The sequence below is a fragment of the Propionivibrio sp. genome (genome assembly GCF_029255185.1).
Lineage (GTDB): Bacteria > Pseudomonadota > Gammaproteobacteria > Burkholderiales > Rhodocyclaceae > Propionivibrio.
The window spans coordinates 1-12,449 of the sequence record NZ_JAPUVO010000086.1 but is presented as its reverse complement, the minus strand read 5'-3'; the positions used below and the strand labels follow the sequence as shown (position 1 = coordinate 12,449).

Here is a 12,449-nt window from a genome sequence, read left to right as displayed (position 1 = left end):
TATCCATGCGTTGGATATCCCGATTTTTAGCAGACAGTCCAGTCATTTGAGGAGATGTGATGGCCGCAGTCACGCCCGTGCCGGCGCAGAGCCGGCTCTTGATGTCAGGTAACGAGGCCGTGTCACGTGCCGTCTGGGAGTCTGGCGTGCGCGTTGCTGCGGGCTATCCGGGGACACCGGCGACCGAGATGCTTGAGGTGATCTCGACCTATCCTGACATTTATGCCGAGTGGTCGGTTAACGAAAAGGTCTCGCTGGAAGTCGCTTTCGGCGCCGCCATGGCGGGTTCGCGCGCTTTCTGCGCGATGAAGCACGTCGGCATGAACGTTGCATCCGACGCCTTGATGACCATGACCCTGACCGGTGTGGCCGGTGGGCTGGTGATTGCCGTTGCCGACGACGTCGGCCTGTCGTCGTCGCAAAACGAACAAGATTCGCGCTATTGGGGCCGTTTCGCACACGTCCCGGTGCTTGAGCCGTCCGACTCGCAGGAAGCGTACGATTTTACGCTGGCCGCCTTCGAGCTCTCCGAGCGCTTCCAAGTGCCGGTGATCCTGCGCCTGACGACGCGCATTTGCCACGTCAAGGGAGTGGTCGTCGTCGGTCAACGCAGTGAGCGGCCAGTCGCCGGCTTCACCAAGGATGTCGCGCGCTGGGTGATGGTGCCGGGCGCTGCCGGCCTTCGCCTGCCGCTGATGTTCGAGCGCGAAAACCGGCTGCGGGCCGAGGCCGAGATATCAAGACTCAATGTCGTCGAGACGGGGAGTGATCGCCGTGTCGGCTTCGTTACCTCGGGTCCGGCCTACATGCACGTGCGCGAAAGCTTTCCTGACGCACCGGTGCTCAAGCTTGGCTTTTCCTGTCCGCTGCCTTTTGATCTGGTACGCCGCTTTGCGAGCGAATGCGATCAACTGGTGGTCGTTGAGGAAGTCGAACCCCTGATTGAAATCGAAATCAAGGCCCAGGGCATTGCGGTCAGTGGCAAGGATATCCTGCCGCGCAGCGGCGAATTGTCACCCAATGTCCTCAAACCGGCTATCGCCCGGCTGCTTGGCGAGCCGCTCCCCGATGTCGTCACAGTCGCGCCGATGAAGGTTTTCCCACGGCCGCCGACGATGTGCGTAGCCTGCCCGCATCTTGGCGTTTATTACACGCTGGCGCAACTGCGCAATGTCACTATTTCCGGTGATATCGGCTGCTACACCCTCGGCTTCGGCCAGCCGTGGAATGCGCTTGACGCCTGCATATCGATGGGCGCGTCGATGGGTATGGCGCTCGGCCTGGACAAGGGTCGCGCCGATTCCGAAAAGGACAGGAAGATCGTCGCCGTGATCGGCGACTCGACTTTCCTGCACATGGGCATGCAAGGGCTGCTTGACATCGTCTATAACCGCGGCAACGTCACCGTGCTGCTGCTTGATAATCGCGCCGTCGGCATGACGGGTGGCCAGAACAACCCCGGCACGGGTCGTGGCATTCACGGCGAGGAGGCGCCGCGCATCGATTTTTCCCGTCTGGTGAAAGCACTGGGGGTGCGTGAAGAACGCGTGCATGTGGTCGACCCCTACGAGTTGCCGACTCTGTTCAAGACGCTACGCCAGGAATCGAAAATTGACGAACCCTCGGTCATCATCACCAACCAGCCCTGCGTGCTGGTCGAGGACTACCGCGCGCGTAAGCCGTTCAAGGTCGCCGAGGAACTGTGCACCGGTTGTGGCAATTGCGTCGACATTGGCTGTCCGGCCATTCACGTGACGCGACGCGAGAAGGTCATCAAACCGAGCGGCAAGGAAGTCGAGCTCAATTTCGTGCGCATCGAAAGCGCGGCCTGCACCGGTTGCGGCCTGTGCCTGCAACCCTGTGCGCCCGACGCCATCGTGCCGGTCGAGATGCTGGCGATGCCGATTCATGTGGTGAAAAAAAGTTAACCTCTTTCAACGCAGAGAGCGCAGAGACGCGGAGAACGCAGAGTTAGTAAGAGGTTTCTCTGCGAACTCTGCGTCTCTGCGCTCTCTGCGTTGAAAGCGTTTCGGAGTTTTTAATATGTCTGAAATAACCAACATCCTTGTTGTCGGTACCGGTGGTCAGGGGGTCATGACGGCGACTGAAATTCTTGCTGAGGCGGCCATTGCCTTTGGCCACGACGTCAAGAAGACCGAAGTGGCCGGCATGGCACAGCGCGGCGGGGTCGTTTCCTCGCATCTGCGTTTCGGCCCCAGGGTTCTGTCGCCCCAGATTACGCCGGGAACGGCCGATGTGCTGCTCGGTTTTGAAGCCGCTGAGGGCATGCGCTGGCGCCACATGCTGCGTCCCGACGGCCTGGCCCTGATGAATACCGGGCGGCTGGTGCCGCCGGTGGTCGACCTTGGTCTGTACGATTATCCCGACGATCCGGTCGCCGAAGTGCGCGCTGCCGGAACCCGCGTTTTTTCCTTTGATGCCTCGTCTATCGCCAATGAACTCGGCGACATCCGGCTCGGCAATACAGTCATGCTAGGCGCCATCGCGGATCACTTGCCTTTTTCGGCCGAGGTTCTCGAACAATGCATCCTCAAACGTTTCGCCAGCAAGAAACCCGAACTCATCGAGCTTAACCGCCGCGCCTTTGCTGCCGGTCGCGCTGCTGCGGCACAAGCTGCGCAGGCGGCATAAGATGCGGTAAAATCGCGCGCCTTCCATTACGTATTCTGGATCTCACCATGACAGCACAACTCCTCGATGGCGTCGCACTCGGTCAGAAACTACGTGCTGGTTTCAAGCAACGTGCCGACGAGCTCGCGGCGCAGGGCATGCGCCCCGGACTGGCTGTGATCCTGATCGGCGAGGATGCGGCCTCGCAGGTCTATGTGCGCAACAAGGTCAATGCTTGCACCCAGGCCGGCATCCACTCTGAAAAATACGTCTACCCCTGCGACGTGGCGCCACAGGTGGTGTTCGACAAGATTGCCGAGCTCAATGCCGATGCGAAGATACACGGTATCCTCGTGCAACTGCCGCTGCCGAAGCATTTCGACGCCGACTCTGTGCTTGAAGCGATCGCGCCGCAGAAGGACGTCGACGGCTTTCGCGCCGAGAACGTCGGCGCGCTGATGCAGGGTCAGCCCTGCTTTATCCCATGTACACCTTATGGTGCGATGAAATTGTTCGAGGCGGCGGGAGTCAGCCTCAAGGGCAAGGAAGCAGTGGTGGTCGGTCGCTCGAACATTGTTGGCAAACCGATGGCCATGCTGCTGATGCATGCCGGGGCGACGGTCACCGTCTGCCACTCGCAGACGAGCGATCTCAAGGCGCATTGCCGGCGCGCCGACATCCTGGTTGCGGCGATCGGCAAGCCGAAAATGATCACCGGCGACATGATTAAACCGGGTGCCGTGGTTATTGACGTTGGCATCAATCGTACGGCCGACGGCAAGCTGTGCGGCGACGTCGATTTCGAGTCGGCGAAGGATGTGGCGTCGTTCATCACGCCGGTTCCCGGTGGCGTCGGTCCGATGACGATCACCATGCTGCTGGCCAATACCCTTGAGAGCGCCGAGCGCTCGTTAAACACTTAAAGGAGATGATCGTGATCGAACAAACACTGGTTGGCATCGTCATGGGGTCGGACAGCGACTGGCCCGTGATGCGTGCCTGCGCTGAAATGCTCAAGCGTTTCGCCATTCCCTACGAGGCCAAAGTACTGTCCGCCCATCGTACGCCGGACGCAGCGCTCGACTACGCCGCTTGCGCGCAGGAGCGGGGCGTCAAGGTGCTGATCGGTGCCGCTGGCGGCGCGGCTCATTTGGCCGGGGTGCTGGCGGCCAAGAGTCAACTGCCGGTGCTGGCCGTACCGATGCCGTCCAAGCATTTGCAGGGGCTCGATTCACTGCTCGCCATGGTGCAGATGCCCGGCGGTATTCCGGTGGCGACTTTTGCCATCGGAGAGGCCGGCGCAGTCAATGCTGCGCTTTTTGCGGTGGCCATGCTGGCCCTGAACGATCATGATCTGGCTCGCAAGCTTGCCGAGTTCCGCGTCAATCAGTCCGACAAGGTTTTGTCAAAGACGCTTCCCGATTTGCCGTGAAACGGCAGGAGTTTTCCCGAGCAGTTGAACTGCTGCAAGCCGGGCAGCTGGTCGCCTTTCCAACCGAGACGGTCTACGGGCTGGGCGCCGATGCTGCCAATCCTGATGCGGTAGCCAGGATTTTCGCCGCCAAGGGGCGGCCGGCCGATCACCCGCTGATCGTACATCTGGCGGGTTCGGCCTATCTTGACCGCTGGGCGCGCGCCATCCCGAACGTAGCCTGGGAACTGGCCGAGGCCTTCTGGCCGGGGCCGCTCACCCTCATTCTCAAACGCGCTCCTGAAGTGCCCTACGCTGTGACTGGCGGGCAGGAAACCGTAGGGGTACGGGTACCGGCGCACCCGGTCGCGCTCGACCTGCTGCGCGCTTACGCGCAGGCCGGTGGCGGACACAGTGGCCTGTGCGGAATCGCCGCGCCGTCGGCCAACCGTTTCGGACGCATCAGCCCGACCGATGCCGCGCACGTGCGGGAAGAACTCGGCAACTCGGTAGCGCTGGTTCTTGACGGCGGACGTTGTCCGGTCGGCATCGAATCGACGATCATCGATTTGTCGCGCGCTGGTGATCAGCCGCCACGCCTGCTTCGTCCCGGGCACATCACGCCGGAGCAGATTGCCACCGTGATTGGCATATTCCCTGAACTACCCGACGTCCAGCAAGCGGTAGACACGCCGCGCGTTTCCGGTTCGCTGGATGCCCACTACGCGCCGCTGACACCGATGCAACTGGTGAAGACCGAACAATTGTCGGCGTTCATTGGCGGCCTGCAGCAGGACGGGCGGCGCTGCGGCCTGTTGGCACACACCCGGAGAACTCCGGCGGTGGCGCCAGCGCATGCCTTGCGCCAGTTGCCGGACGATGCGCAAGGCTACGCGCGCGGCCTCTATGCCGCGCTGCGCGAGCTCGATCAGGCGGGTAATGACCTGATCGTGGTTGAAGACATTCCCGCAGCGCCGGCCTGGGCCGCCGTGTCCGATCGCCTGCGCCGTGCGGCCTGCGGTTCAGGCGAAGAATGAACTCCGCATAGTCACTCCACACTTCATTCAGAGGGCTTTGCGCCGCACCATCTCGGCGGCCATGGCGTTGAGTTGCTCTTCGATCTCATGCTCGATGAAGGGGCCACCAAAAGTACGAGCGATGCCCGAATCCGGGACAATCTCGGCACGATAATGAATCTGGGTGCCGCGATCGCTTGCTGAGAGTTTCATTTCGCTTTCAAACCGCTTTGCCGTCCCCGTAAGCTGCCGGGCAAGAATTCGCCGCATCGGCTCAAGCCGGATTTCCCGCTCGGACGCGAATGAATAGGTGAAGATTCCGTAGCGTGCTGCCCCCTCCTGCACCACATTCAAGGTATTGCCTGTGCGACGGATGATCTTGCTCGATGTCAGATTGCTCAGAATGCCGGCCATATTGTCGAAGTCAGTGAGGACTTCCCACGCGGTGCGCAAGGGTGCCGCGATATCGAACCTAGCATCGACGACAAAGGCGTCTCCGTTTTTCAGGAGCTTAACCACGATCTCCGGATCAGCGCCGAATGCCGCGCAACTCAGGATCAGTAAAATGCTGGCGGCAAGGCGTGGCAAGCTGGACATGGTCAAATCCTGTCGCGGTGGGATATCTCAATGACTCGCGCCCGCTGCGCAAGTTCCTCAACCAGGGCGAGGGCCGCCGCACGGTTGGCGGCATCAAGGTTGGCATCCCACTCGTCGAGCAGATAAACCGGATAGGCGGTATTGGCGACAATCTCACGTAGAACCTGCAACTGCCGTTCGCCCGACGAATAGCCCTTCTTCTGAACGGCCTCTTCGGCGGCTCTGATTTCGTCGGCATCGGCAGTGCTTATTTCGTCGGCGTTTTCAGCGACCTCCCGCATGCCGCTATTGAATGCGAAAGCCAAGCGATCCTGCGTTGGCCAGTAGTAGGCGCGGCCACGAAGATACGCCTTGAGCGCCGCCAGCAGGGTCGATTTGCCGCTGCCATTACCACCGCGCACAGTGATCAGTCCGGTTGTTGTGGCCAACGCGTGTTGCACGGCGTCGGCCAGCGAAACACAACTGCGTTCATTTTCACCCTCCTTGAGCACGATGCGGCCAAAGCCGATGCGCCCGACAAAGCCAGCATCAGGCAGCGGCCGGATATGCGCGCAGACACCTTTGATTCGAGTCCATACCGCCAGCAGATCGGTAAAGCCGGCAGTGAGCTGGTGCATGTCCAGCGTCATCTCGATCTGCCTTGGCAGGGTGGCGGCCAGAGCGATCAGCAATGTGGTATCGCCGGCATCCTGCACGGCGATCCAGGCCGTGGTTGATAACACCAGGACCAGGGCAATCAGGCCGCTGATCGCACTCCAGCCTTCACGCAGCAGGATGGCGCGAATCTGCGCATCGAGCGCGGCGGCCAGACGCTGGCGAAAATCCCGGTGCCAGAGGCTGAAGTTGTAGCGGTTGCCGCTGAAAATATTGTCCCAGGCGTTGTAGGTACGTGCCGTCATGCGGTTGGTCATGCGCTGGTTATGCAGGTAGGCGGCGGCCAGCGGCGTGCGCAGGAACCATTGCAGGATGGATAGAACGACAAAGGCTGCGGCAAAGGCCAGTGGCAGCCCGGCGTCGATTTCTACACCAAGCACCAGCGAGTTGAAGAGTAACTGGAAGAACAGGCGAAGATGAAATTGCAGGGTGAAGATCAGCTCGAAACAGACATGAAAGGTTTCGCTGGTGAGAAAGGGCTCGCTCTGTTCGCGTGCGCTGATGTCGCCGAGCAAGCCAGTCTGGAAGCGATTGTGGCGGGCAAAATTCAGCATATAGCGCGAGTAGGCGCCAAAGCCGGCGCGCTCGGCAAAGATCCAGCTCACCGCACCGGCCAGGTAGGAAACCGTTTGCGCCGCGATGATCCAGCCGAAAAGGCCAGCCGAAACGGTTTCTTCGGTGATGTCGCGGGCGATCTTAATGACCAGCCAGGTCGTTGCCGCGCTGCAAGACTCCTGGATCAGGATCACCGCCAGCATGGCGAACATCGCCGGGCCGATCAGAAAGCGAAAAAAGTCGCGCGGCCGGAAAATGTTTGGTAGGGCGGGGGATAATGCAGTTGGCATGCTCACCGCTGCGGGTCAGAAAACCGATTGAGAAAACGAAAAAGCAGACTTGCGCCTGCTTTTTTGTTGATCACGAAACAGGCGGTGCCTGTTCGAGATTACTTCGGGGCGGGTTTCTTGCCCTTGGATTTTTTCTTCGCCATGATTTTGAACTCCGGTAGAGATTGTTGGAAAAGTGCAGCGAACAAGTCGCAAAAGAAGTGTATGCGATATGCGGTAAAGCTTGGTATCAACAATTTGTAAAAGTTTGTAAGCCGCTGCGGGTGCTTCCGTTTTTTCGGACTGTTGAATTCTTATTATGCTCAGGCTGCTTTTTTCAAAGGCTGGTTTTCGCGTTTGCTGGCCGAGAGAATCTCGACACCAACGACTTTGCCCGATTCGTCAAAATCGAGAATTACACCTGGCTGTACCTGCTCGGATTCAGTGATCTTTTGTTCACCAAGCCTCACATAGAGTGCATCGGCTTCCGGGTCATATTCTATTTTCATAGTTTGCCTTTCATTGAACGGTCAAAGTAAGCCGTGACAATTGCGGTGGGCTGCTTGTCAGTTTAGTCGGTATTCAAAACTAAACTGATGAATCAGGCAGACTCTCGATCACTACCTGATTGACCAGGCCCACTGCCGCGCCGCGCCGCGCGCGTTGGCCGAGGTGTTTTTCTTCCGACGGCAAGAGCTTCACCTTGTTGCGGAATATCCCTTTGATGTTAACCGTCGGCCCCTTGGCGGCGACGATCGCCTTGAGCGTTTCCTTGCCCTTGAGCGCTATGATCTGCACGCCCTTGCCGCTGGTCAGCCGTTTCATCTGATCGAGCGGGAAGACGAGCAGGCGACCGTCATCGGACAGCGCGGCGACATGGTCCTTACCGGTGATGCGGGCGGGTGGCAGGATGAGTGCGCCATCCTCCATGGTCAGGAAGGTCTTGCCGGCTTTCTGTCGCGACAGCAGGTCGGCGAAGGCGCACACAAAGCCGTAGCCGGAAGTCTTGGCCACCAGCAACTCGTCCTGCGCCTGACCGGTCAGGACGTGGGCGATTTTGCCGGCGCCGATGTCGATGAAGGACGGCAATGGTGTTCCCATGCCACGTCCGTCGGGCAGGCTGGCGATCGGCACGGTGTAGGCGCGGCCCTCGGTCGACAGGATGACCAGTGAATCGACTGAGCGGCATTCGTGGGTTGATCCGGGGCCGTCGCCATCTTTGAAGGTGACGCCGGAGAGGTCAAGCCCGTGTCCCTGGCGAACACGCGCCCAGCCTTTTTCGGAGACGATCAGCGTTACCGGCTCGTCGGCCACCGTTGCCACTTCCAAGCGCGAGGCCATTGCTGCCGGCTGGATGATGGTTCGTCGCTCGTCACCGTGTTTGGACGCATCGGCCTTGATCTCGCGCACCACCAGCTTGCGCAGCAGCGATTCGTTGCCGAGCAGCTTGAGTAACTCTTCCTTCTCGCCGCGTAATTTATCAAGTTCCTGCTCGATCTTGATGCCTTCGAGCCGCGCCAGTTGGCGCAGGCGGATTTCGAGAATGTCCTCGGCCTGGCGGTCGGAGAGTTTGAAGCGTTCAATCAGTGCCGGCTTCGGCTCGTCCGATTCGCGAATGAGGTGGATTACTTCGTCAATATTCAGAAAGACGATGTGCCGGCCTTCGAGGATGTGGATACGATCGTTGGCCTTGAGCAGGCGGAATTGGGTACGTCGACGAACGGTGTGAACGCGGAACTGGCACCACTCGCCGATCAAGTCGGCCAGTGTCTTCTGGCACGGACGACCGTCGATGCCGACGGCAACGAGGTTAATCGGCGCCGTCGACTCAAGGCTGGTGTGCGCCAGCAGCAGGGCGACGAACTCGTCGCGCGGCAGGCGCGAACTCACCGGTTCGAAGACCAGGCGAATGTCATCGTCCTTGCCCGATTCGTCACGTGCGCGTTCGAGCTGCGAGGCGAACAGGGCCTTGAGTTGCGCTGCCGACTGTTCGATTGATTTCTTTCCCGGCTTTGGCTGCGGGTTCATCAGTGCGCCGATTTCGGAGAGCACACGGGCCGAGGAAACACCCGGCGGCAGTTCCTTGATCACCAGTTGCCAGGCGCCGCGCGCCATGTCCTCGAATTCGTAACGGGCGCGAACACGCAGGCTGCCGCGCCCGCTGCCGTAGGCGCTGGCGATTTCGGCGGCTGAGGAAATGATCTGACCGCCGCCCGGGTAGTCGGGGCCGGGGATGTGTTCCATCAGTTCGGCAACGCCGGCCGCCGGATTATGGATCTTGTGGATGGCGGCGGCGGCGACTTCGCGCAGATTGTGCGAGGGCATTTCGGTGGCCATGCCAACGGCGATCCCCGAGGCGCCGTTGAGCAGCGAGAAGGGCAGGCGGGCCGGCAGGAAAGCGGGTTCGTCGAACGAGCCGTCGTAGTTGGGCTGGAAATCGACGGTGCCTTCGCCAAGTTCGCCGAGCAGCAGTTCGGCGATCGGCGCCAGGCGCGCTTCGGTGTAGCGCATGGCGGCGGCATTGTCGCCGTCGCGTGAGCCGAAGTTGCCTTGACCGTCGACCAGAGGATAGCGCAGCGAAAAAGGCTGTGCCACGCGTACCATGGCGTCATAGGCTGAGGTATCGCCATGCGGGTGGTATTTACCGATCACGTCGCCAACGACGCGTGCCGACTTTACCGGCTTGGCGCCGGCCACCAGTCCGAGTTCGCGCATGGCGAACAGCACACGCCGCTGTACCGGCTTCTGGCCGTCCTTGACGTCGGGCAGGGCACGGCCCTTGACCACGGCAATGGCGTATTCGAGGTAGTCGCGCGAGGCCGATTCGTGCAGCAGAATGCTCTCGCCATCGTCGTCATCCGGTGTTTCAGGCAGCACAACGGGTGGCGGCGGCGGTACTTCGGCTAGCGGCAAGTTATCAAACAGATCAGGTGTGGTGGGCATAGTCGTTCATATACTTCGAAGTGTTTTCAGTCTGAAATGCAGTTTGTACCGCAAAGACGCAAAGGGCGCAGAGTGCCGCAAAGAAGAGCAGTCTGGCGTTGCACGATAGCTTTTTCATCTTCCTTTGCGACCTTTTTGCGTCTTCGCGTCTTTGCGGTGAAATCAATTTTCTTATATCTCTGCGCCGATCAGTGCGCCGTTGGCTTCCATCCACGCGCGTCGACCGGCCGACTCGGTTTTGGCCATCAGCATATTCATCACCGGGTTGGCTTTATCGGCGCCGGGCTGGCGGATGCGCATTAGGCGGCGGGTGTCGGGCGACATGGTTGTTTCCCACAACTGCTCCGGATTCATTTCGCCCAGCCCCTTGAAGCGCGACAGGACGACTGCTTCGGGTTTGATGCCTTCCAGGCGCAGACGGTCGATGATTGCCTCGCGCTCGGCATTGTCGAGTGCGTAGAGCTTGCGCGGCGGGCGGTTCTTGCCGTGCCCGGGGACATCCAGGCGATAGAGCGGTGGCTGCGCGAAATAGAGGTGGCCGTTTTCGATCAGCCTGGGGAAATGGCGGTAAAACAGGGTGCACAACAGGACACGAATATGACTACCGTCTACATCGGCATCGGTCATGATCACCACCTTGCCGTAGCGCAGACTGTCGAGAACGCTGGCTGGCGCGCCCGGCGCATGCGGGTCGATGCCGAGCGCTACGGCGATGTCATGCACTTCGCGGTTGGCGAACAGATTGCCGGCATCGACTTCCCAGGTGTTGAGCACCTTGCCGCGTAGCGGCAGGATAGCTTGCAATTCCTTGTCGCGACCGGATTTGGCCGAACCGCCGGCGGAGTCGCCCTCGACCAGGAAAATCTCGTTGCGCCGGATGTCTTCGCTCTGGCAGTCGGAGAGCTTGCCGGGCAAGATGGCGACGCCCGACTGCTTGCGCTTTTCGACCTTCTGCCCGGCGCGCGAACGTGCCTGCGCGGCGCGGATGGCCAGCTCGGTAATCTTTTTGGCGTCGTCTGGGTGCTCGTTGAGCCATAGTTCGAGCGGGTCGCGCACCATGCGCGAGACGAGTGCCACGGCATCGCGCGAGTTCAGTCGCTCCTTGGTCTGCCCCTGAAATGAGGGGTCGAGAACGCGCGCGGCAAGGACGTAACTGGCGCGCGAGAAAACATCCTCGGCGGCGAGTTTGATACCCTTGGGCAGCAGCGCGCGGTGCTCGGCGAAGCTTTTGACAGCGTCAAATGCCGCCTGGCGCAGACCGGTTTCGTGGGTGCCGCCGGCCGGGGTGGGAATCAGGTTAACGTAGGATTCGCGCGCCAGATTGCCCTCTGCACTCCAGCAGATGGCCCATGCCGCGCCGGCGCCGACCGGGAAATTCTCGTCGCCGTAGAGTGCATATTTCTCGGCGGTAAACATCGGCGCCACCAGTTCGCCGTCGAGTTGTTCGGCCAGGTATTGCTGCATGCCATTGGCAAAGCACCAGGTGCTCGTTGCGCCGTTTTCGATGGCCAGCGAAATTTCGAGGCCGGGCAGGAGAACCGCTTTGCTGCGCAGCAGGCGTTCGAGTTCGGCGGCGGGGATGCTTGCCGAATCGAAAAACCGGGGGTCTGGCCAGGTTCTGACGCGGGTGCCGCTGGCCCGCCTGGGTGCGTCGCCAAGGCGCTGTAAGGGCTCGCTGAGCGAACCGCCGGAGAACGCGATCTGGTAGCGTCCGCCGTCGCGCGTGACTTCAACTTCAAGGCGGGTGGACAAGGCATTGGTGACCGAAACGCCGACGCCGTGCAGGCCACCAGAGAAGCGGTAGGCCGACGTGCCGTCGGCCTTGTCGAATTTGGCGCCAGCGTGCAATTGGGTGAAGACTACTTCGACCGTCGGCACTTTTTCGACCGGGTGAATCTCGATTGGGATGCCACGCCCATCATCCTGAATCGACACCGAGCCGTCGCTGTGCAAGGTGACCTGTATGCGCTTGCAGTAACCGCCGAGTGCTTCGTCAGCGGCATTGTCGATGGCTTCCTGGATGATGTGCAGCGGGCAGTCCGTGCGTGTGTACATGCCAGGACGATGACGAACGGGTTCGAGTCCTTTGAGAACGGAAATGGATTCTGCGGTGTAGCTCATTGCGCGGGGTTCTCCAGCGTGCGTTTCCCGGTGCATGGCCGGAAAGGCAAAAGCCGGTGCAAGTCTGGCCTTTGCGTTTTAATGGTGCGCAGTTTACTACCGAACGCTTGTTTACTCAGTAGTCGCTAAATAAGTCGACGAATTGGGAACTTGCCACAAGAATGACGTTCATATATTCCATGAAACGAGATGGACGAACTTTTGACCGAAAGACGCTGGAGGAAATTCGGCTGATGGCGGTCGAGCGGGTGC

10 protein-coding genes are annotated in these 12,449 nt (G+C 60.4%); 5 read left to right on the top strand and 5 right to left on the bottom strand.

The window, feature by feature from the left end; all coding sequences use genetic code 11:
- The first annotated feature begins 59 nt into the window (after nucleotides 1-59).
- The 5 genes from Q1J43_RS05855 (at nucleotide 60) to Q1J43_RS05835 (ending at nucleotide 5,079) form a co-directional block, all read left to right on the top strand.
- Nucleotides 60-1,928 carry a thiamine pyrophosphate-dependent enzyme gene (locus Q1J43_RS05855; protein ID WP_301101463.1) on the top strand — a complete coding sequence of 623 codons (1,869 nt, stop codon included), beginning with the start codon at nucleotides 60-62 and terminating at the stop codon, nucleotides 1,926-1,928.
- A 115-nt stretch (nucleotides 1,929-2,043) separates the two neighbouring features.
- A complete protein-coding gene (locus Q1J43_RS05850) occupies nucleotides 2,044-2,652 on the top strand; it encodes an indolepyruvate oxidoreductase subunit beta (protein WP_301101462.1) in 609 nt (202 codons plus the stop codon).
- A gap of 47 nt (nucleotides 2,653-2,699) precedes the next feature.
- The gene (folD, locus tag Q1J43_RS05845; RefSeq protein WP_301101461.1) at nucleotides 2,700-3,554 is read left to right on the top strand and encodes a bifunctional methylenetetrahydrofolate dehydrogenase/methenyltetrahydrofolate cyclohydrolase FolD; all 855 of its coding nucleotides are present in this window, start codon (nucleotides 2,700-2,702) and stop codon (nucleotides 3,552-3,554) included.
- A gap of 5 nt (nucleotides 3,555-3,559) precedes the next feature.
- The gene (gene purE / locus Q1J43_RS05840; RefSeq protein ID WP_301101460.1) at nucleotides 3,560-4,063 is read left to right on the top strand and encodes a 5-(carboxyamino)imidazole ribonucleotide mutase; all 504 of its coding nucleotides are present in this window, start codon (nucleotides 3,560-3,562) and stop codon (nucleotides 4,061-4,063) included.
- Nucleotides 4,060-5,079, top strand: coding sequence for an L-threonylcarbamoyladenylate synthase (locus Q1J43_RS05835; RefSeq protein ID WP_301101459.1), 1,020 nt, complete (start codon nucleotides 4,060-4,062; stop codon nucleotides 5,077-5,079). The genes purE and Q1J43_RS05835 overlap by 4 nt, the downstream gene beginning before the upstream one ends.
- 27 nt (nucleotides 5,080-5,106) lie before the next feature.
- On the opposite strand, the gene Q1J43_RS05830 is transcribed toward Q1J43_RS05835, so the two are convergent.
- The 5 genes from Q1J43_RS05830 to Q1J43_RS05810 all read right to left on the bottom strand — a co-directional run bounded on the left by Q1J43_RS05830 (nucleotide 5,107) and on the right by Q1J43_RS05810 (nucleotide 12,197).
- The gene (locus tag Q1J43_RS05830) at nucleotides 5,107-5,655 is read right to left on the bottom strand and encodes an SRPBCC family protein (RefSeq protein WP_301101457.1); all 549 of its coding nucleotides are present in this window, start codon (nucleotides 5,653-5,655) and stop codon (nucleotides 5,107-5,109) included.
- 2 nt (nucleotides 5,656-5,657) lie between these two features.
- Nucleotides 5,658-7,154 carry an AAA family ATPase gene (locus Q1J43_RS05825; protein ID WP_301101455.1) on the bottom strand — a complete coding sequence of 499 codons (1,497 nt, stop codon included), beginning with the start codon at nucleotides 7,152-7,154 and terminating at the stop codon, nucleotides 5,658-5,660.
- Nucleotides 7,155-7,456: 302 nt separating this feature from the next.
- The gene (locus tag Q1J43_RS05820) at nucleotides 7,457-7,642 is read right to left on the bottom strand and encodes a DUF2283 domain-containing protein (RefSeq protein WP_301101454.1); all 186 of its coding nucleotides are present in this window, start codon (nucleotides 7,640-7,642) and stop codon (nucleotides 7,457-7,459) included.
- 79 nt (nucleotides 7,643-7,721) lie between these two features.
- Nucleotides 7,722-10,076: a DNA topoisomerase IV subunit A gene (parC, locus tag Q1J43_RS05815; RefSeq protein WP_301101453.1), complete on the bottom strand. Its 2,355-nt coding sequence runs from the start codon at nucleotides 10,074-10,076 to the stop codon at nucleotides 7,722-7,724.
- A gap of 171 nt (nucleotides 10,077-10,247) precedes the next feature.
- Nucleotides 10,248-12,197: a DNA topoisomerase IV subunit B gene (locus tag Q1J43_RS05810; RefSeq protein ID WP_301101452.1), complete on the bottom strand. Its 1,950-nt coding sequence runs from the start codon at nucleotides 12,195-12,197 to the stop codon at nucleotides 10,248-10,250.
- Between the last annotated feature and the right edge of the window lie 252 nt (nucleotides 12,198-12,449).